We start from the raw sequence: 19,034 nt of genomic DNA on the forward strand, positions 1-19,034 counted from the left end.
GCAGGTCCGAGCAACGGCATTGGCCAAGGCTAGCGGGTCCAGCGTGCCCCGAGCTCGGCGAAAGTAGCCAGTTTCTCGGCCGCTCGGACCACGATGTCGTCCACGCCGTCGAGCACCACGCGCTCGCCGTCGCGACGGGCCTCCACGAACGGGACCTGCGCCTTGCCGACCACCTCGACGACCGCGGTGAACGCCCTGGTAGACGCGAGCGGCGACAGCAGCGGCTCGCCGCTCTGCCGGTGCTCGATCAGGTTCTCCAGCAGGTCGACCGGCGTGGCCAGGTGCATCTCGTGGTCGTTGACCTCGAGCCGGTCGTCGTCGTACCAGAACACCGCGCGCCCGAGGCTGCCGTGCACCAGCACGTACGGCGGGTGCGGCACGTCCGCGCACAGCGTGGTCGCGACGACGATCGGCGGGGCGCCCTCGGCGGTCACCCGCAGGCACGACGTGTCGTCCGCCGTGTTGGCCGAGCGGCAGCGGAACAGCTCCAGCTCGATGTCCAGGTCGTCGCGGTCCTCGATCCCGGCGAGCAGCAACGCGTTCTGCACGGCGTGCGCGTACGGGTTGACCAGCGTGCCGTCCGGCCCGCGCTGCCCTGCCCACTCGGCGCGCTCGTAGTAGGCGTCCACGCGCACCCACCTGCCGACCGCGCCGATGCCGCGGATGTCACCGAGAGCGCCGGACCCGACCAGCTCGCACAGCCTGCGGAACGAGCCCTTGCCCTGCGACTGGAAGCCGACCTGGCACACCAGGCCCTTCTCCGCCGCGAGCGCGCTGACCTCGGCGAAGTCCGCGATGCTCAGCAACGCGGGCTTTTCGACGAGCACGTCGCAGCCCGCTTCGAACGCGCCGAGCACGAGCTCGCGGTGCGTGTGCGGCGGCGAGGAGACCACGACGATCTCCGGGTGCTGCTCGGCGAGCAGGTCGTCGAGCGTCGGGTACACCGGGACCGGGACGTCGACCTCGGCCACGTCGACCACGCCGATGAACGTCACCTTGCCCGTGCGGCCGAGGCGCACGAGGTTCTCCACGTGGTTCGCGCCATGACCGCGCGCACCCACCAGCGCTACCTTCACCTCTGGACCACCGAGACGGTCGCGAGGGCGATCGGACCGGCGATCACCACGGCGAGCGGGGGCAACGTCCAGACGAGCACTCCTGCGACGACCAGCACGGCCATCAGCATCGGTCGCGGCGCTTCCCAGCGCAATGCCGCGCGCCAACCAGTTCGCAGTACACCCGCTCGCGCCGCAACCGCCAGCAGCAAAGCGCCACCGGCCACACAGACGAGCACGACGGCCAGGCGGAGCAACGGGTGTCCCGGCAGGACTGTCGCGGCCAGCACGACGTCCAGTCCCAAGAAGACGGAAACACCCAGGAACGACAGTCCCGCGGCGAGCTCGCGACCGGGAGAACGCCACCGCTCTCTCAGTTCCGCGAAGAACGCGCGCGGCGACCGTCCCGAACCGAGCACCCCGCACGCCGAGGCGAACCCGGACGGAGCGGTCACGACCGGCAGGACGGTCAGCGTGACGAGAAGCCCCAGCACGAGCGTCTCGGAGAACTCCTCCAGGCGGTCCCTGATCATCCCTTGAGCCCCGTGGTGGCCACACCGGCGACCAGGAACCGCTGGAACGCCAGGAAGAACAGTCCGATCGGGACGAGCGACAGCACCGACATCGCGAACATCGCGCCGTAGGACGACGAGCTGGTCTGGTCGATGAAGAGCCTCAGTCCCAGCGGGATCGTGTACTTCTCCGTGCTGGACAGGTAGATCAGCTGCGAGAAGAAGTCGTTCCACGTCCAGATGAACGTGAAGATCGCCGTCGTCACGAGCGCGGGCTGCGACAGCGGCAGCACCACGTACCGGAAGTTGCGGACCGGGCCGCAGCCGTCGATGCGCGCGGCCTCGTCCAGCTCGTACGGGATGCCGCGCATGAACTGCACCATCAGGAACACGAAGAACGCGTCGGTCGCCAGCATCTTCGGCAGGATCAGCGGCACGAACGTGTCGGTGAACTCCAGCTGCTGGAACACGATGTACTGCGGGATCAGCGTGACGTGCGCGGGCAGCATGATCGTCAGCAGCGAGAACGCGAACAGCGCGCCGGACAGCCGGAACCGCAGCCGCGCGAACGCGTACGCGGCGAGCGCGCAGGACACCACGTTGCCGATCACCGCGCCGCCCGAGACGACCAGCGAGTTCGTCAGGAACGTCCAGAACGTCGACCCTCCGACGCCGTCCAGCGCCTGCGCGTAGCCGGAACCGGTGATGCTGCCGGGGAACAGCTCCCGCAGGTTCGCGACCAGCTCCTCCACCGGGGTCAGCGACGCGCTGACCAGCCAGACGATCGGGTAGAGCACCAGTGCGAGCGCCGCGATGCTCAGCACCAGCGCGAGCGCGCGCTTCACCGTTCGTCCCCGTAGAACACCCAGTACCTCGACGTGCGGAACAGGACCGCGGTGATCACCGCGATGACGACCAGCAGCACCCACGCCATCGCGGACGCCGAGCCCATCCGGAACTCGGTGAACCCGCGCTCGTACAGGTAGAGCGTGTAGAACAACGTCGAGTCGGCGGGCCCGCCGCGGCCGCCGCTGACGACGAATGCCTGCGTGAACGCCTGGAACGCGTGGATCGTCTCCAGCACCAGGTTGAAGAACATCACCGGCGACAGCATCGGCAGGACGATGCTGAACAGCCGCCGCCACCAGCCGGCCCCGTCCACCTCGGCCGCGTCGAGCATGTCGCGCGGGATCTGCTGCAGCCCGGCCAGGAAGATCACCATCGGCGCGCCGAACTGCCACGCGGACAACAGGATGATCGTCGTCAGCGCCATGTCCGGGGTGTCGACCCAGGTGTCGAAGATCGCGCGCCAGGCCAGCGCCAGCCCGACGGACGCACCGAGCAACGACGGCGCGTAGAAAGCACTGCGGAAGAACGCCTGACCCAGGCCGCGCAACGAGTTCAGCAGCAGTGCGACGCCCAGGGCCAGGAGCAGCTTCAACGGAACGGACACCGCGACGTACCGCAGCGTCACCCCGACGGACTGCAGGTAGCGCGGGTCGTCGGAGAACAGCTTGACGTAGTTGTCGACGCCGACCCAGTTCGGTGTGTTGAACAGGTCGTAGTCGGTGAACGACAGGTACAGCGACACCACCATCGGTGCGACGGTCAGCCCGATCGCGCCGAGCAACCACGGTGCCAGGAACAGGTAGGCGACGCCCTGCGACTTGTTCGGCCGCCGAGGGGGCGCGCCCTCGGCGACCGACTTCACCGGCGCGGGAGCAACCCGCTCGGTGAGCACCACTAGCTCAAAGCCCTCTCGGCCTCGCCGAAGAAGTCTTCCAGCGCCTGGTCGATGGACTTCTTGCCGAACACGACTTCCTCGTGCGTGCGCTGCATCAGCTTGTAGATCGCGCCATCACCCTTCGGGGGCGCGGCCGGTGCGTCACCGAGCTTGGCGTCGACGGACTTCTCGTACTCGAAGATCACCTTGTTCGTGCCGGTGAGGTTCTGCGAGACCTGCTCGCGGACCTTCAGGTTCGCCGGCAGGCCGCGGTTCGCGCCGAGGATCTTGCCCGCGTCCGGGTCGTTGAGCAGGAAGTCGACCAGCTTGATCGACGCGTCCTTGGCCTTGGTGCGCGCGGACACGCTGATCAGCTGCGACGGCTTGCGGTACGACCCGAGCGAGTCCTTGCTGTCGCTGGGGTACGGGCCGAGCTTCAGCTCGTTCGGGCGAACCGTGTTGTAGCCGCCGAAGAGGCTGTCGTAACTGTGCTCGGACGCGGACAGCTTCTTGCCCAGCGGCGACTGCTCGGCACCCGCGTTGAGCGTCGTCACCAGCTCGGGCGGCGTGGTCGCCTTGGCGTCGCGGAAGTCCTTGGACAGCTGCCAGAACGCCTTCAGGTCGTCCTTGGTGTACCCGAGCTTGCCGTCGTCGGCGTAGAGCTTCTTGCCGCGCTGGCGCAGCCACGTCTCGAAGACGTCCTCGGTGCCGCCGAAGTCCGTCGACCCGGCGATCTTGTTCTCGTTCTTGGCCTGGATCTTGCCCGCGCGGTCCTTGTAGTCCTGCCAGGTCCAGCCGATGGCAGGCTCCTCGACACCCGCGTCGGCGAAGAGCTTCGGGTCGTACGCGATCGCCGTCGCGTTCTGCGCCAGCGGCATCGCCACCTGCTTGTTGTTCAGCTTGCCGCTGCCGATGAAGCCCTGGTTCCAGTCGGCCGTGCGGATCTCCTTGCCCAGGTTGGGTGTGAGGTCCAGCAGCACGTTGCGGCCCGCGTACTCGTTGAGGTAGCGGTAGTCCATCTGGATCACGTCCGGCGCGTTGCCGCCCGCGATCTCCGTCGAGAGCTTCTCGAAGTACGTCTGGAAGTTCTGGAACGAGGTGGTGACCTTGATGTTCGAGTTCCGCTCCTGGAACAGCTTCACGGCCTCGTTGGTGAGCTTGGCGCGGTCGTCGTTGCCCCACCAGACGAACTTGATCTCAGCCGGTCCGCCGCTCGCCGTCCCGCCGCCGCCTCCGCAGCCGGACGCGACCAAGGCCGCACCGATCAGCAAGCCCACAACTTTGTGTGCCTTCAAGTCAGCTCCCTCAACGAAGGTCGAGTACGTCGACCACGCGAACGGGTTCTCCCGTCTCGAAACTGCGGTTGGCCGCGAACCCCGTCAACAGCGACAACGCGCCGTCGCGGTGCGTGGCACGCCTGCCGAGCGGGTCGTCCTGCCCCGCCTCGCCGTAGAGCGCGCCGACCATCCGCTTGTCCGCGCCGCCGTGCCCGTCGCGGTCGTACTCCAGCGGGATCTCCTCCCGCCGCTCGAAGAGCCGCTGGACGGTCAGCTTCGCCCAGCCCTCCTCGGGGTTGGCGTTCACGCCGTGCACGGTCGGGTTCTGGCTGGACACCCAGCTGTTCTCGCACACCTCGAGCTCGAGGCGGCCCTTGCTGCCGTTGACCATCAGCCGGTAGCCCTCCCACGGCGAGTACGCCGTGAGGTGGTAGGTGAGGTTGGCGCCACTGGCGTACCGCACGATCACCGACATGTCGTCCTCAATGGACACACCGGGCGCGAACGGGTTCTGGTCGCGGTGGTAGCCGTCCTCGTGCTCCGCGTCGAGGTACAGCTTGCGCAGCCAGTCGTTCTCCTCCAGCCGCATCGCGAACGGATCGTCGGCCGCTTCCGGGTTGCCGTGCACCCGGTCGTACGGCTTGTAGTAGCCGTGCCGCTTGCCGTTCTCCTCGCCGTAGAAGAACAACCTGCCGTGCGCGTACACAACGGCCGGGATGCTGCCGACCCACCAGTTGAGCAGGTCGAAGTGGTGCGTCGCCTTGTGCACCATGAGCCCGCCGGAGTTCTGCTTGTCGCGGTGCCAGCGGCGGAAGTAGTCCGCGCCGTGCCGCGTGTCCAGCAGCCACTCGAAGTGGACCGAGCCGATCTCCCCCACCGCACCGTCGGCGAGCAGCTTCTTGACCTGCTCGTGGATCGGGTTGTACCGGTAGTTGAACGTGACGGTGACGTTGCCGTCGTTGCGGTGCACCGCGTCCATGATCTTGCCGGCGCTGGGCACGTCCGTCGTCATCGGCTTCTCCGTCACCACCTCGCGCCCGGCGTCCAGCGCCTCGACGATGTAGGTGACGTGGTGCTTGTCGACGGTGGTCACGACGACCGCGTCGACCCGCTGCTCCTCGAGCATCTTCAGGAAGTCGTCCGCGTCGTACTCCGGGACCGGCTCGACCCCCAGTTCGACGAGCCGGGCGTTGTGGACGGCCATCCGGGTCTTGTTGACGTCGGCGAAGGCAACGAGCTCGCAGGTGTCCGCGTGCTCGACCGCGATGGCGTGGATGTGCCGCTCCGCTCGCGAGCCAGTGCCCACGACCGCGTAGCGCTTGCGAGCCATCACGACCTCCCCGGTAAGCGGTTTCCACACGCTAGTCGCAGGTGCCCTGACCTCGTCAAGAGCTTCTCGAAAACGTTTTCGGGCGTTTCATGGACGTGAACTCACACCGCGCCCCGAAGCGCAACCGGCAGGCACCCAGGAGAGCGCCGCCCAACCAGGTACCAAGAGAGCCTCAGCGAAAACCGGCAGGCACCAACGGAGCACGGCGAAACCGGCAGACACCAAAAGAAAAGAGCGCCCGCCGCACTAGCAACCCCCGCATTGCCAACCGGGCGCGGCCCCCGAGCACAAACCGGCGGCCGAATGAACAGAGCAAACTTCCCCGGAGGGCAGGGGGTGGGGAGGGGTTCGATGTGGCGACCTCTGGTGATCAGCGAGCACCTCCCCACTCCCACCACGAAAACCCCAACCCCGAGCCACACTGACGCACATGCCCATCCCAACGGTGCTCGACTGCGACCCCGGCCACGACGACGCAATCGCGATCATGCTGGCAGCGGCGACACTCGACCTGCGCGCGATCACGACCGTCGCCGGCAACCAGACACTGGACAAGGTGACCCTCAACGCGCAGCGCGTCTGCACGGCCGCGGGCATCTCAGTCCCGATCGCGGCGGGCTGCGCACGACCGCTGGTCCGCCCGCTGCGGATCGCCGACGACGTGCACGGCGAGTCGGGCCTCGACGGACCGGCGTTCGGACCGCCCACCATCGCACTGTCGCCACTGCACGCCGTGGACCTGATGCACCGGTCGCTGCCCGCGACGATCATCGCCACCGGCGCGCTGACCAACGTGGCGCTGCTGATCAGCCGGTACGGCACCGCGGGCATCCGCGAGATCGTGCTGATGGGCGGGTCCACCGGCCGCGGCAACATCACGCCGTACGCCGAGGCGAACATCTACGTCGACCCGGAGGCGGCGGAGATCGTGTTCTCCAGCGGTGTCCCGGTCACGATGTGCGGGTTGAACGTGACGCACCAGGCGCTGGTGACGCCGGACGTCGTCGCGCGCATGTCCGCGCTGGGCCCGTTGGGCGAGACGTGCGCGGAGCTGATGACGTTCTTCGCGTCGACCTACCGGACGCTCTTCGGGTTCGAGGCTCCCCCGCTGCACGATCCGGTCGCGGTCGCGCGGGTGCTCGATCCGACGCTCGTGTCGTGCGTCGACGCGCACGTCGCGATCGAGACCGCGGGCGTGCACACGCGCGGTGCGACCGTCGTGGAGCTCGACGGATATCTGGGCCTGGCGCCGAATGCGAAGGTGGCCGTTTCGCTCGACGTACCGCGGTTCTGGGACGTCGTCATCGACGCAGTTGCCCAGCTCACACGTAACGTTTCCAGGTCAGCGGCGAATTAACTGGCGAATAGATGGAACTGGGGGATTCACATGACGATGCCGCACGAGCCTGCGCAGCCGCAGGTCGCGACCCTGCCGTCCACGCCTGAGCCGGCGCAGGCGCAGCCCGGCTACGAGCAGCCGGTGTACGAGCAGCCCGTTCACCAGCAGCAGCCACCGGTGGTTCCGGTCCAGCCGAAGAAGACCGGCATCGTGGTCCTGTCGATCCTGCTGGTGCTGTTCTTCGGCGCGGCCGGGACGCTGGGTCTGCTCTACCTCGGCGAGAAGGAGCACTCCCAGCAGGTCTCCGAGCAGCTGGCGGTGAAGGACAAGCAGCTCGTCGACGCGTCCAAGAAGGTCGACGACAGCAAGGACGCGCTGACGAAGGCGCAGGACGCGCAGAAGAAGGCCGAGGACGGTCAGAAGGCCGCCGAGAAGGCGAACGTCAGCGGCGGCAAGTGCACGGACGCCGCCCACGCGATGCGTTCGGCCGCCTTGGCGGTCGACAACGCGAAGCTCGAAGCAGCGGCCAGGGACATCATCGCCCACTGCTGACCCCTGAAACGCCACAAGGGCCACATTCGCAACACAGTGCGAATGTGGCCCTTGTGGCAGGTGTCAGCGGGCCAGCGGCTGGTCGCCGAGCTGCGACCAGGGACTCCAGCCCGTCTTCTCCTTGAGGAACCGGCGGGTCTGCTGGCCGCCGTTGTCGCGGGCGAACACCTCGAGCGTCTTGGTCTGCGCGTGGTAGATCGCGGTCGGCGCCTTGGACGTGAGCTGCGTGCCGAGCTTCGTCCACGCCTCGGCACCCACGCGCTGGTACTCGACGAGACCGGACTCGCCCCACGCGACGAGGTCCACGGCGTTCGCGCCGGAGTTCCACACCGCGCTCGGCGCGCCCTTGATCTTGCCGCCGATCTTCTTGTAGGCACCGGCGACGATCTGCGCCACGGCGCCGTCGGCGTCGCGCGCGTAGATCTCGACGTTCTTGCCCGCCATGACCGCCGAGGGGTCGCTGGTGATGGAGCCGTCGCCGACCTGCTCCCAGTCCTTGTCGACCGCGCGGAGCAGCTTGTCGTCCGCAGACCGGGCGTAGACCTCGAGGGTCTTGGTCTCGGTGTTCCACACGACGCTCGGGTTGCCGACGACACCGCGTGCGCCGACCTCGGTCCACGCCGTGCCGGAGAACCTCATCAGCTTGCCCTCGTAGGAACGCGCGAAGACCTCGTTGGCCTTCGACGTGGCGTTCCACGCGACCACCGGGTCGCCTGCCAGCGTGGTGTCGCCGAGCGCGGCCCACGCGTTGTCGCCGGAGCGGAGGTAGATCTTGCCGTCCGTGCCGCGCACGTACAGATCGACGACCTTGGTCTCCGGGTTGACCAGCGCCGTCGGGTCACCGGCGAAGCGCTCGGTGCCGAGCGCCTGCCAGCCGTTCCAGCGGCTCGTCTTGTGGAAGTTGCGGACCAGCGTGCCGTCCTCGGCGCGGGCGTAGACGTCCAACGAGCCGTTGACGGTGTTCGACACCTGCGGGCCTGCGAGCGCGGCCGGGACGACGGCGGCGTCCACGGTGACGGGTGCGCTGTCCGGGATCGCGGTGCCCTCGACGAGGTTGTTGTACCGCAACGGCGTGTACGTCCTCGCGGTCGCGGCCGACCACACGCGCTGCACGGGCTTCGAGCCGTTCGGCCCGGCCTGCTCGCGGACGATCGGGCGCGTCTTCGCGGTGTCGGCCCAGCCGATGAACAGCGCGACGTGGTTGAGGCGGTCGTTCAGCGCGTCACCGGGGCGCAGGTCCGCCCAGTCGATCCGGTGTGCGACCTGCTCGAGGATGTGCGTCGTGTAGGAGACCCGCAGGCCCCACGCCATCGACACGAAACCCGAGCAGTCCGTGCGATACGCGCCGTGCTTGTTGCCGAAGCAGTCGGTCTGGCTGTACGGGACGCGGGCGGTCAGCCACGTGCGTGAGCGCGCGAGGATCTCGCCACGCGTGATCTGCCGGTTCGCCGCGTAGGAGCCGCACGCGACTCCCAGCTGACCTTCCGCCGCTTCCGCCACGTCCGGCATCGCCAACGTCGAGCCGAACGTGATGGCCGTCGCGGCGACGGCCAGCATCCCCCAGTTCTTCATGCACCCACCGTACTTCCTCGGTGTCAGTTCCCTGTAGTGATGACAAGGAATGTCCGCCTTCACCTGAGCGGTGTATCGACGGTTGCTCCTTTCTCGTTTCACCACAGCGGAAGAGCGCCGGAGCAACACCCCCAGTGGCTGCTCCGACGCTCTCCGTCGTTCCTCAGGCCGCCTCTTCGACGACGTTGAGATACCTGCGTGACACGTACAGTTCGGGCGAGGTCTCGTACGGGAAGGTCACGAGCCGCAGCGCTGTGCGCGTCCCCCCTGCCTGCTCGTAACCCCAGTACTTCTCCCCCGCCTCGTCCGCCCATCCGCCGAACAGCACGACGTGCCTCGTCAGGTTCGTGCCGTCCGTTCGGATGAGAACATCACCGGCCACCAGTTCCCCCTGGCTGATCTCGACACTCGCCCCCGCGAGCCCCACCGTGTCGAGCCCCCCGTGCCGGTCCTCCGGCCTGCCGGGCATCCCCCACGCCATCGAGACGTAGCCCGAGCAGTCGGCGCGGTAGATGCCGAACTCGTTCGCGTGGAACTTGTTCTGGCCGTAGGCGACAGGTCGCCGCAGCCAGCTCTCCGCACGTTCGATGATCTCGGCACGACTGGTGAGCCGTCCCGGTACTCGTGAAGTGCTCACCCCTACCGCTCCCTCAGTTCCCCTCGTTGTTCTCCCTGACAGGAACTAGATTGCGGCACCGACCTCCAAGTCATCTGCAAACCGTCTGCAAGTCGCCCACGTGCCGTCCTGCAGGGCCGCTGACCTCGGCTTTCGCCTAGGTGCGCAACAGGTCGGCGAGCAGGTCCTCGTGGGTGAGGGTGAGCGAGGCCCAGCCGATCGGGTAGATCACCCGCATGACGTCGTCCTCCCTGACCAGCCGCACACCGGGGAACGCGCGCCGGACGAGCCGGAGCATCACGTCGTTCTCCGGCAGCACCTCCCCGTACAGCTCGGTGTAGCGCAACCGGGCAGCCAGGTCCCCCAACGCGGTGAGCAACCGGCGCCCGACACCGCGCCGCTGCCACGCGTCGGCGACCGACACGGCGATCTCGGCGCGGCCGCATCCGGTGGCGATGAGCCGGGCGATGCCGATGGAGCGGCCACCGCTGACCGCGGCCACGGCCGCGTGGTCGTGGCCGTCGACGTCGGTCAGCGCGCGGCGCATCGCGGACGTCAGGCGCGGCGCGGGTGCGTGGAACCGCAGGTAGCGGCTCCGCGCGGACAGTCCTTCGAACACCGCCTCGACGGCGGACGGTGCGGTGGAGCGGTCGAGCTCTCGCACGATCACGACACACCTCCAGCTGAGTTCGGAATCAGAACTCTAGCTGGGTTCGAAAACCGAACGCAAGGGTATTCTCAAGGGATGCGCCACGCCCAGATCGCCGACCTGCCCTGCACCGTCGCCCGCCCCGCGGCGCTGCTGGGCGAACGGTGGATGCTGCTGCTCCTGCGCCAGGTGTTCCTCGGGACCCGCCGGTTCGAGGACTTCCAGTCGGCGATGGAGATCTCCCGGAGCGTGCTCGCCGACCGGCTCGGCATGCTCGTCGACGAAGGCGTGCTGCGGCGCGTGCCGTACGCGCACGAAGGCCGGACCCGGCACGAGTACCGGCTGACCGAGAAGGGCATGGACCTCTACCCCGTGCTCGTCGCACTGCGGACGTGGGGCGAGCGGTGGATGGCGCCGGCGGACGGCGAGCAGTTCCAGCTGCACCACCGCGACTGCGGCGGTGACGTGCGAGCCAAGGTCGAGTGCGTGGAGTGCGGTGCGGGCCTGACCGCGCGCGACGTCCGCGTCACCCCCACCGCCTGACCTGCCGTCGGGGACACCCGCCCCCGACGGCGATCAAACGTGCAGACGTACCGCCCCAGCCCACCGCTCTGGGGTCAGGTCGGCGAGTTCGTGCACTTCGCGACTGTTGAGTGCAGTGAACAGATCGACGGCCTCCTGCCACGTCGCGGCGTCGGACGTCGCCGCGGCGAGGTCGCGGAGGGTGCGGGCGCGCCAGATCGGCAGGCCCAGCTCGGTCCACTGGTCCAACGAGGAGGCCAGCAGCTTCGCCGCCTCGTCGAGACGACCTTCGGCCAGCGCGAACTCGCCCCGCGTGCGGGTCACGAGCGCGATGCCGAACCGGTCGTGCTGACGGGTGCACACCTCGAGGCACCCGTCGAGCAGGTCCGCGACGCCCTCGGTGATGCCCGCGCGGAACAACGCCTTCGCCAGCGACTGCCCGGCGTACGTCGCGCCCAGCTCGTCACCGGCCGCGCGGAGGATCTCCTCGGCCTGGCGGCTCAGCTCGACGGCCTCGGCGTGCTCGCCGGACGCGCGGTGGCACAGGCTCAGCCCGCGCAACGCAAGCGCCGCACCGCGCTGGTCGTTCAGCTCCCGGTACAGCCGCAGGCAGCGTTCGAACGCCTCGGCGGCCGCGGAGAGATCGCCGTTGTCGCGCAGGATCGCGCCGACGCCGTAGCTCGCGGCCGCGACGACACCCGCGTCACCGAGCTCGACGGCGCGGTCGAGCAGTGCGCGGGCCTCGTCGAACTCGGCGAGGTCGCGGCGCACGGTGCCCATGCCGACCAGCGCGACGGCGAGCGTCGACGTGTCGCCGACCTCCTCGGCGAACGCGGCGGCCTGCTGGAAGTTCTCCAGCGCCAGGGTGAAGTCGTCCTGCTCGTAGCGCAGCTGGCCGAGCCCGGCGAGCAGCACGGCCTCGGCGCGCCGGTTGCCGCGCGAGCGGGCCGACCGCAGCGCGACCTCGTGCGTGCGCTGCCAGCCGCCGAACTCGTTGCGCGCGGCGAACGGCGACGACAGCAGCGAGGTGATCAGCGTCGTGGTGATCTCGTCGACGCCCAGGTCGTGCGCCCGTTCGACGGCGCGCACGACGGCGGCGGTCTCGGAGCGCAGCCAGCCGGTCGGGTCGTCCTCGACGTCCTCGGCCAGCCGCGGGTCGACCTCCACCTCGAGGTCGAGCTGAGGCCGCAGGCCGAGCGTGACGCGCGGCAGGCACTGCGACCCCGCCTCGACGAGCGCCATCCACGTCGCGAGCGTGCGCGACACCGCGGTGGTGACGGCGTCCGCGTCCTCGGCTGCGGCCTGCTCGGCGCCGAACAGCTGCACGAGGTCGTGGAAGCGGTACCGGACGCGGCCGATCTGGTCGACGCCGATGACGTCGACGAGCCGCAGGTCGACGAGGTGCTCGACGATGTCCTCGGCGTCGTCGGCGGGCACGTCGAGCAGCGGCGCGGCGACCCAGGACCCGAAGTCCGGCAGGTCGAGCAGCGACAGCAGGTGGAACGCGCGGCGGTGCAGCTCGTCCAGCTCGGCGTAGTTGAGCTGGAGGCTGGACCGGATGGCGAGGTCGCCGACGGCCAGCTCGTCGAGCCGTCTTCGCTCGTCGCTCAGTCTCTTGGCCAGCGTCTTCAACGGCCAGTGCGGCCGGGCGAGCAGCTTCGCCCCGGCGGCCCTGAGCGCGAGCGGCACGCCGCCGCACAGCTGGCAGATCCGTTGTGCCGCATCGGGTTCCGCCTCGACGCGGGCGTCACCGATGATGCGCGCCAGCATCTCGACCGCCACGTCCTGCGTGAGGAAGTCCAGCTCCAGCGGCGAGGCGCCCTCGATGCCGGTGAGCCTGCTGCGGCTGGTGATGATCACGAAGCAGTTGGGGTTGCCGGGCAGCAGCCCGCGCACCTGCTGCTCGTTGCGCGCGTTGTCCAGCACGATCACGAGCTTGCGGTCGGCGACCGTGCGCCGGTACAGCTCCCGCCGCTCGTCCGCGGCGTCCGGCTGGGCGGGCGACGGCACGCCGAGCAGGCCGAGGAACCGGCCCAGCACCTCGTGCGTGTCCAGGTCGCGGCCGGCACCGCGGAGGTCGGCGAACAGCTGCCCGTCCGGGTAGGCCTTGCGCAGCAGGTGCGCCGCGTGGACGGCGAGCGCCGACTTGCCCGCCCCGCCGAACCCGGAGATCACGACGGTCGGCGTCGCCGTGCCGGTGTTCTCGCAGTCGGCGTGCCCCAGCACGTGCTTGAGCGCCTCTTCGCGGCCGGTGAAGTCGCTGATGTCGGGCGGCAGGTGGTGCGGGACGACGTGCGTCTCCTCCTCCGGCCGCACGGGCGGCGGCGTGACCACCTTCCTCGGCGCGGGCGACGGCGTCTCCAGCGTGCCGTTGAGGATCTGGGTGTGCAGGTCGCGCAGCTTCTCCCCCGGCTCGATGCCGAGCTCGTCGAGCAGGTGGGTGCGCGCGTCCCGGTACACGGCGAGCGCGTCGGCCTGCCGTCCTCCCCGGTACAGCGCGCGCATCAGCAGCTCACGCGTCTCCTCGCGCAACGGGTGCGCGTTCGCCAGCGCCGACAGCCGCGCGGTCGCGTCCTCGACCCGGTCCGCGGCCAGCTCGCACCGCCCGAGCCCTTCCTCGGCGGCGAGCCGCGACTCCTCGAGCGCCACCGCCCTGCCGCGCGCGAACGACGCCTCGACGCCGTGCAGCGCTGGCCCGCGCCACAGCCCGAGCGCCTGTTGATATTTCGCCATCGCCTCTTCGTGGCCGTGCTCGCGCTCCGCCTCGCGGGCCCCGGTGAGCAGCTGGCCGAACAGCTCGATGTCGCTGTCCTCCGGCTTGACGTCGAGCAGGTAGCCCGGCGCGCGCGTGACCAGCGCCTTGTCCAACGCTCGGCGCAGTGAGGAGACGTAGGTGTGCACGAGCGCGCCCGCGGTCTGCGGCGGCGACTCGTCCCAGATGAGATCGATCAGCCGTTCAACGGGGACGACCTGCCTCGGCTGCAGCAACAACGCCGCGAGCAGTGTCCTCGGCTTCGGCCCGCCCAGGTTCACCTGCCGGTCATCGACCCAGACCTCGACGGGCCCCAACGCCAGCGCGCGCACGCGCCACCCCCATCCTCACACCTTCGAGTGATCCTAGGATGCACGGTCCACGGCTTCAGCACATGCTTTTGACGTGCCTCGATGGTGACGCCGGGGCTACGCGAGCATGACGCGTCTCAATAGCGAGACACCTCGATCAGGTTGCGGTCGGGGTCGCGGAAGTACACGGACGTCATCGGGCCGAGCGCACCGGTCCGCTCCACCGGGCCCTCCTCCACCGCGACACCGCGGGCGTCGAGGCGCGCGAGGACGGCGTCGACGGGCTGGGTCGTGACGAAGCACAGGTCGGCGGAGCCCGGTGTCGGGTGCGCGGCCTTGGGGTCGATCGGTTCGCTCGCGGGATGCAGGTTGATCTTCTGCTGGCCGAACGCGACCGCGCGGCGCCCGTCGCCGAAGGTCACCGGACGCATGCCCAGCACCTGCTCGTAGAACTCGACGGTGCGCTCGACGTCGGCGACCGTCAGCACCAGGTGGTCCAGTCTCTCGATCACCTCTCCGAGCGTACGACCGCGTCAGGTGCGTTTGACCGTCCGCAGCACGGGTGCGGTCTCCACGGCGGTGACCCGGTCCAGCGCACCCACGCGCTCGGTGAGGTACCGGTAGAGGTCGAGCGAGTCCCGGCACGCGACCGACGCGACGAGGTTCGCCTGCCCGGTGGTGGCGGCGGCGTAGTAGACCTCGGGGTGCGTGGCCAGCGCCGCCCCCACCTCGGCCAGCGCCGACGGCCGCACGGACATCCACAGCCTGGCCTCGGCCAGGTACCCGAACGCGCGGGGATCGGTCTCCAGCAACACCTCCAGCACCCGGCTCCGCCGCAGCACCTCGACCCGCCGCCGGGCGGTGGACTCGGACGTCCCGGCCCGGCCGGCGAGCTCCGCGAACCCCATCCGCCCGTCCCGCGCGAGCAACGACACCAGCACGTGGTCCTGCTCGGACATCTCGACGACTGCCGGCTCGGCGACGGGCCGCAGCGCGGCGACCTGCGCGGCCGACAGGCACGACAACCCGCTCCAGGTGCCGGGCGACGCGAACCCCCGCAGCACCGAGTGAGCGTGGACGTCGAGCACCCGGTTGGTGCGCGGCAGCTTGTCGAGCAGCAGCTCGTCCGCCGAAGCGACCTGCTGGTAGCAGGAGATCGCGGTGCCACCGGACAGCAGGTGCACCCAGTACGTGTCCGGCCGCCGAGCGAGCGCCGCGGCGAGCGCGACACCGGCGTCGGGCGTGCAGCGCAACCGGATGGTCCACGAGTGGTGCCCGAGCAGCACCCCGTTCAGCACCCCGGCCACCCGCACCGCGCCGTCCGCGCGCAGCCTCCGGTACCGGCGGGCGACGGTGTGCTCGGACACCTCGAGCACCTCGGCGATGCGCGAGAACGGCGCGCGCCCGTCGATCTGCAGGGCGTGCGCGATCTGCCGGTCGATGGATTCCACCAGTCGAAGCTATCCAGCGCTGGAAAGCGCCACAATCCGAGCAGCGACTGGCAGATCCAACCACTGCGGCCGACCCTCGTACACATGATCGATTACGAGGGTTTCTACCGGGGACAGCCATTGGTCGACGGCGTGCCGAACACCGGCGTCCCGTGGGACATCGGCGCACCCCAGCCGGTCGTCGTGCGGCTGGCCGACGAGGGCAGGTTCCGCGGCGAGGTGCTCGACGCGGGCTGCGGCACCGGCGACAACGCGAAGTTCCTCGCCGCACGAGGATTCCGGGTCACCGCAACGGACATCGCACCCACGGCCGTCGCGCAGGCGAGGGAACGGGCACCCGAGGTCGAGTTCCTGGTCGGTGACGCGACGGATCTGCCGTTCACCGAGAAGTTCGACGCGGTGCTGGCGAGCGCGCTCTTCCACGCCGTGCCGGAGCACCGGCGCGGCGAGCTCGCGAAGTCGTTGCACCGCGCGGCGAAACCGGGTGCGCTGCTCAACCTCACGTGCCTCGCCGACGTGGAGGTGGCGCCGTTCGCGGTGACCGAGCACGAGCTGCGCGACGAGCTGACGCGGGCGGGCTGGGTGATCACCGAGGTGCGCGACGACGTGGTCGCCGTCGCGCCCACCTTCCCGGAGCTGAAGATCTGGGTGGTGCTCGCCGTCAAGCCATGAGGCCGTCGAGGTGGCCGCGCAGCAACGTCAGCATCAGCTCGGGCGGCATCCGGTCGGGGTGCAGCACGGCGTCGACGGTGATCCCGTCGAGCAAGGCCGAAAGCCGTTGCGTCTCCAGCGGAACGTCCGCAAACGCGGCCAGCCTGCCGGACGAGCGCGCACCTTCGAGGATGCGCCGGACCAGTGACCGCAGGCCGTCGTACAGCTGCTCGGCCTGGGGCGCGAGCATCGGACGGGTGCGCGCGGCGGTGGCGAACGCCAGCCACAGCACGGCCTCGTCGCGGCGGCGGTCGTCGAGCGGGAGCACCTCGCACAGCATCCGCTCGGTGACCGCCCGGCGGTCGCCCGACGAGGAGAGCTCGGCGAGGTGCGCCAGCAGGCGGGTGCCGATGCCCTCGGCCAGAGCGTCCATCGCGAAGACGATCAGGTCGTCGTGGCTGTCGAAGTAGTGCCGCACGGAGCCGATGGCGAGCCCGGCCTCCTCGGCGACGTTGCGCAGGGACGCCTGCTCAACGCCCTCGCGGAGCACGACGCGAAAGACCGCCTCGGCGATGGACTGACGGCGGGCGACCGGATCTACGACTCGTGGCACCTCGTTTTTGTAGCATGCCCCTGCTAGTTTATGTAGCATGGCCATGCCATAAACAAGGGGGAACGAGATGCTGATGTGGTTCTTGATCGCGGCCGCCGTCGTCGCGGTGGTCGTCAAGCGGTTCACGGGGGAACCGCTGAACGTGCGCGACCTCGCCGGGCCCGCCGTCGTGCTGACGGCGATCGGTCTGCACGACGCGCAGAGCTTCGCGGCGCTGCCGCTGGTCGTGGGCTTCGCGTTCGGGATTCTGCGCGGCGTTACGATCAAACTGTTCGAAAAGGACGGTCACCTGTGGCAGCGCTACACCTGGCAGACACTTGTCGTGTGGGCGATTTCGATAGGTGTCGGCATCCTGTTAGGACAGACCGGGCCGCGGACGCTGTCGATCGGCGTCGGCCTGCTGGGTGAACTCTGTGCCGTTGGAGTCAAAGCACTCCGAACGGGCGTTGGATTCGCACCCGAACGATCCCTGTCGCAACGGCTCGAAGAGCGGTTCAGTAAGTGGCATGGATCGTCGTGACTTCCTCGTCGGGACCGGCGTCGTCGCCGGTACGTCCCTGCTCACCTCGTCGTCGGTGTACGGACTGGACTGGGGCGCCGTCCGCCGCGAGTTCCGCCTCGATCCGGGACTGGTGAACCTCGGGCTGTTCTACCTGGCGTCCAACCCGCGCCAGGTGCGCGACGAGGTCGAGCGGGTGAAGCGCCACCTCGACGCGAACTCGCACGACTTCCTGCCGGACATGGGGACCCGGCCGCGCGAGGCGCTGGCGAGCTACGTCGGCGGCGCGGCGGGCGACATCGCGCAGGTGCCGAACACGACGACCGGGCTCGGGCTCGTCTACCAGGGCCTCAAGATCCGTCCGGACCAGGAGATCCTGCTCAACGACCAGGACCACGTCTGGCACCAGCGGTCGGCGCAGCTCGCCGCCGAGCGGTCCGGCGCGCGGGTGCGGATCGGCACGCTCCACGAGTCGTCGGCCAGGGCCACCGAGGACGAGATCGCGACCCGCCTGCGCGCGTCGATCACGCCGCAGACCCGTGCGGTCGGCATCACCTGGGTGCAGTCGAGCACCGGGCTGAAGATGCCGGTCCGCACGGTCGCGCAGGTCGTCGCGGACGCCAACCGCGGACGCGCCGAGGCCGACCGGTGCCTGCTGATCGTCGACGGCGTGCACGGTCTCGCCGCGGTGGACGAGGACGCCGCGCAGATGGGCGCGGACGTCTTCATCGCGGGCACGCACAAGTGGCTGTTCGGGCCGCGCGGCACCGGCATGGTGTGGGTCAGGCCCGACGCGTCCCAGCACATCCGCCAGACCATCCCCGGACTCGACAACAGCACCGCCACCACCGCGCTCGGCCTCGGCGGCTTCCACGCGTTCGAGCACTTCTACGCCGTGCACGCGGCCGTGGCGTTCCACCAGCGGCTCGGCCGTCCGCAGGTCGCCGCGCGGATCACCGAGCTGAGCACCCGGTTCCGCGACGGCCTCGCGTCGACCAGGGGGATCACGTTGCACACCCCTCGAGATCCCGAGCTGTCCGCGGGCATCACGTGCTTCGACGTGGACGGTGTGTCCAGCGACAAGGTGGTCGACCACCTCGCCGCCAAACGCATCCAGATCACCAAGGCGGCCTACCGCATCCCCTACGCCCGCATCGGCACGTCCATCCTCAACACCCCGTCCGAGATCGACGCCGCGCTGCGCGCCATCCGGCAGCTAACTCGCTAGGCGGGACCGCAGCGAGGCGATGAGCTCCGCCCGACTCGACACCGCGAGCTTCTGCCGAATCCGCGCCACGTGCTGCTCCACCGTCTTCGGCGAGATGTACAACCGCGACCCGATCTCCTTGTGCGTCAAGCCGTCCATCAGCAACTCCCCGACCGCACGTTCACGCTTGAACACCCCGCCCGAGATCGACACCGCAGTGCGCGCCATCCGCCAACTAACTCGCTAGCCGCGACCGCAACGACGCGATGAGCTCCGCCCGACTCGACACCGCGAGCTTCTGCCGAATCCGCGCCACGTGCTGCTCCACCGTCTTCGGCGAGATGTACAACCGCGACCCGATCTCCTTGTGCGTCAAGCCGTCCATCAGCAACTCCCCGACCGC

Annotated in this window: 21 protein-coding genes; 6 read left to right on the forward strand and 15 right to left on the reverse strand. The window is 69.4% G+C overall.

The features are described 5' to 3' along the window. Positions 1-29: 29 nt before the first annotated feature. The 6 genes from FKR81_RS36645 to FKR81_RS36665 are packed head-to-tail and all read right to left on the reverse strand — an operon-like array spanning position 30 to position 5,897. Positions 30-1,076, reverse strand: a complete 1,047-nt coding sequence (locus FKR81_RS36645; protein WP_186763386.1) for a Gfo/Idh/MocA family protein — start codon at positions 1,074-1,076, stop codon at positions 30-32. Then, complete coding sequence (locus tag FKR81_RS44025; protein ID WP_186763387.1) at positions 1,073-1,588, reverse strand: hypothetical protein; 516 nt, start codon at positions 1,586-1,588, stop codon at positions 1,073-1,075. Before FKR81_RS44025 ends, FKR81_RS36645 begins: the two co-directional genes overlap by 4 nt. Then, complete coding sequence (locus FKR81_RS36650) at positions 1,585-2,412, reverse strand: carbohydrate ABC transporter permease (protein WP_222598514.1); 828 nt, start codon at positions 2,410-2,412, stop codon at positions 1,585-1,587. Before FKR81_RS36650 ends, FKR81_RS44025 begins: the two co-directional genes overlap by 4 nt. Next, positions 2,409-3,308: a carbohydrate ABC transporter permease gene (locus FKR81_RS36655; RefSeq protein ID WP_407936574.1), complete on the reverse strand. Its 900-nt coding sequence runs from the start codon at positions 3,306-3,308 to the stop codon at positions 2,409-2,411. The genes FKR81_RS36650 and FKR81_RS36655 overlap by 4 nt, the downstream gene beginning before the upstream one ends. Before the next feature lie 2 nt (positions 3,309-3,310). Then, complete coding sequence (locus tag FKR81_RS36660) at positions 3,311-4,585, reverse strand: ABC transporter substrate-binding protein (protein ID WP_146358816.1); 1,275 nt, start codon at positions 4,583-4,585, stop codon at positions 3,311-3,313. A gap of 10 nt (positions 4,586-4,595) precedes the next feature. Continuing rightward, positions 4,596-5,897, reverse strand: a complete 1,302-nt coding sequence (locus tag FKR81_RS36665) for a Gfo/Idh/MocA family protein (RefSeq protein ID WP_146358817.1) — start codon at positions 5,895-5,897, stop codon at positions 4,596-4,598. 430 nt (positions 5,898-6,327) lie between these two features. Between FKR81_RS36665 and FKR81_RS36670 the strand changes: the two genes are divergently transcribed. Beyond that, positions 6,328-7,254, forward strand: a complete 927-nt coding sequence (locus FKR81_RS36670; protein ID WP_146358818.1) for a nucleoside hydrolase — start codon at positions 6,328-6,330, stop codon at positions 7,252-7,254. 30 nt (positions 7,255-7,284) lie between these two features. Continuing rightward, a complete protein-coding gene (locus FKR81_RS36675) occupies positions 7,285-7,788 on the forward strand; it encodes a hypothetical protein (protein WP_146358819.1) in 504 nt (167 codons plus the stop codon). 63 nt (positions 7,789-7,851) lie between these two features. Here FKR81_RS36675 and FKR81_RS36680 read toward each other — a convergent pair whose 3' ends face one another. The 3 genes from FKR81_RS36680 to FKR81_RS36690 form a co-directional block, all read right to left on the reverse strand. Then, a complete protein-coding gene (locus FKR81_RS36680; protein WP_146358820.1) occupies positions 7,852-9,360 on the reverse strand; it encodes a hypothetical protein in 1,509 nt (502 codons plus the stop codon). A 163-nt stretch (positions 9,361-9,523) separates the two neighbouring features. Continuing rightward, positions 9,524-9,997, reverse strand: coding sequence for an NlpC/P60 family protein (locus FKR81_RS36685; RefSeq protein ID WP_146358821.1), 474 nt, complete (start codon positions 9,995-9,997; stop codon positions 9,524-9,526). A gap of 136 nt (positions 9,998-10,133) precedes the next feature. Beyond that, complete coding sequence (locus tag FKR81_RS36690; protein ID WP_222598515.1) at positions 10,134-10,646, reverse strand: GNAT family N-acetyltransferase; 513 nt, start codon at positions 10,644-10,646, stop codon at positions 10,134-10,136. A 75-nt stretch (positions 10,647-10,721) separates the two neighbouring features. Between FKR81_RS36690 and FKR81_RS36695 the strand changes: the two genes are divergently transcribed. Further along, positions 10,722-11,168 (forward strand): winged helix-turn-helix transcriptional regulator, encoded by a 447-nt coding sequence (locus FKR81_RS36695; protein ID WP_146358822.1) that lies wholly within the window; start codon positions 10,722-10,724, stop codon positions 11,166-11,168. Positions 11,169-11,201: 33 nt separating this feature from the next. Here FKR81_RS36695 and FKR81_RS36700 read toward each other — a convergent pair whose 3' ends face one another. The 3 genes from FKR81_RS36700 to FKR81_RS36710 all read right to left on the reverse strand — a co-directional run bounded on the left by FKR81_RS36700 (position 11,202) and on the right by FKR81_RS36710 (position 15,661). Then, positions 11,202-14,231, reverse strand: coding sequence for an AfsR/SARP family transcriptional regulator (locus tag FKR81_RS36700; protein WP_146358823.1), 3,030 nt, complete (start codon positions 14,229-14,231; stop codon positions 11,202-11,204). 116 nt (positions 14,232-14,347) lie between these two features. Further along, positions 14,348-14,722 carry a VOC family protein gene (locus FKR81_RS36705; protein WP_146358824.1) on the reverse strand — a complete coding sequence of 125 codons (375 nt, stop codon included), beginning with the start codon at positions 14,720-14,722 and terminating at the stop codon, positions 14,348-14,350. 21 nt (positions 14,723-14,743) lie between these two features. After that, positions 14,744-15,661: an Lrp/AsnC family transcriptional regulator gene (locus FKR81_RS36710; RefSeq protein ID WP_235922111.1), complete on the reverse strand. Its 918-nt coding sequence runs from the start codon at positions 15,659-15,661 to the stop codon at positions 14,744-14,746. An 84-nt stretch (positions 15,662-15,745) separates the two neighbouring features. Between FKR81_RS36710 and FKR81_RS36715 the strand changes: the two genes are divergently transcribed. Then, the gene (locus FKR81_RS36715) at positions 15,746-16,333 is read left to right on the forward strand and encodes a class I SAM-dependent methyltransferase (RefSeq protein ID WP_146358826.1); all 588 of its coding nucleotides are present in this window, start codon (positions 15,746-15,748) and stop codon (positions 16,331-16,333) included. On the opposite strand, the gene FKR81_RS36720 is transcribed toward FKR81_RS36715, so the two are convergent. Further along, positions 16,323-16,925, reverse strand: coding sequence for a TetR/AcrR family transcriptional regulator (locus tag FKR81_RS36720; RefSeq protein ID WP_146358827.1), 603 nt, complete (start codon positions 16,923-16,925; stop codon positions 16,323-16,325). The genes FKR81_RS36715 and FKR81_RS36720 overlap by 11 nt on opposite strands. A gap of 67 nt (positions 16,926-16,992) precedes the next feature. Between FKR81_RS36720 and FKR81_RS36725 the strand changes: the two genes are divergently transcribed. Together FKR81_RS36725 and FKR81_RS36730 are read left to right on the forward strand one after the other, a co-directional pair. Continuing rightward, positions 16,993-17,445 (forward strand): DUF1453 domain-containing protein, encoded by a 453-nt coding sequence (locus FKR81_RS36725; RefSeq protein WP_146358828.1) that lies wholly within the window; start codon positions 16,993-16,995, stop codon positions 17,443-17,445. Continuing rightward, positions 17,432-18,652 carry an aminotransferase class V-fold PLP-dependent enzyme gene (locus FKR81_RS36730; protein ID WP_146358829.1) on the forward strand — a complete coding sequence of 407 codons (1,221 nt, stop codon included), beginning with the start codon at positions 17,432-17,434 and terminating at the stop codon, positions 18,650-18,652. Before FKR81_RS36725 ends, FKR81_RS36730 begins: the two co-directional genes overlap by 14 nt. Here FKR81_RS36730 and FKR81_RS36735 read toward each other — a convergent pair. Together FKR81_RS36735 and FKR81_RS44540 are read right to left on the reverse strand one after the other, a co-directional pair. Further along, the gene (locus FKR81_RS36735) at positions 18,641-18,859 is read right to left on the reverse strand and encodes a response regulator transcription factor (protein WP_146358830.1); all 219 of its coding nucleotides are present in this window, start codon (positions 18,857-18,859) and stop codon (positions 18,641-18,643) included. The genes FKR81_RS36730 and FKR81_RS36735 overlap by 12 nt on opposite strands. A gap of 7 nt (positions 18,860-18,866) precedes the next feature. Next, positions 18,867-19,016 carry a response regulator transcription factor gene (locus FKR81_RS44540; protein WP_235922115.1) on the reverse strand — a complete coding sequence of 50 codons (150 nt, stop codon included), beginning with the start codon at positions 19,014-19,016 and terminating at the stop codon, positions 18,867-18,869. Positions 19,017-19,034 lie beyond the last annotated feature (18 nt).

Origin of the sequence: Lentzea tibetensis (assembly GCF_007845675.1) — a bacterium.
In the GTDB taxonomy this organism is placed as follows: Bacteria; Actinomycetota; Actinomycetes; order Mycobacteriales; family Pseudonocardiaceae; genus Lentzea; species Lentzea tibetensis.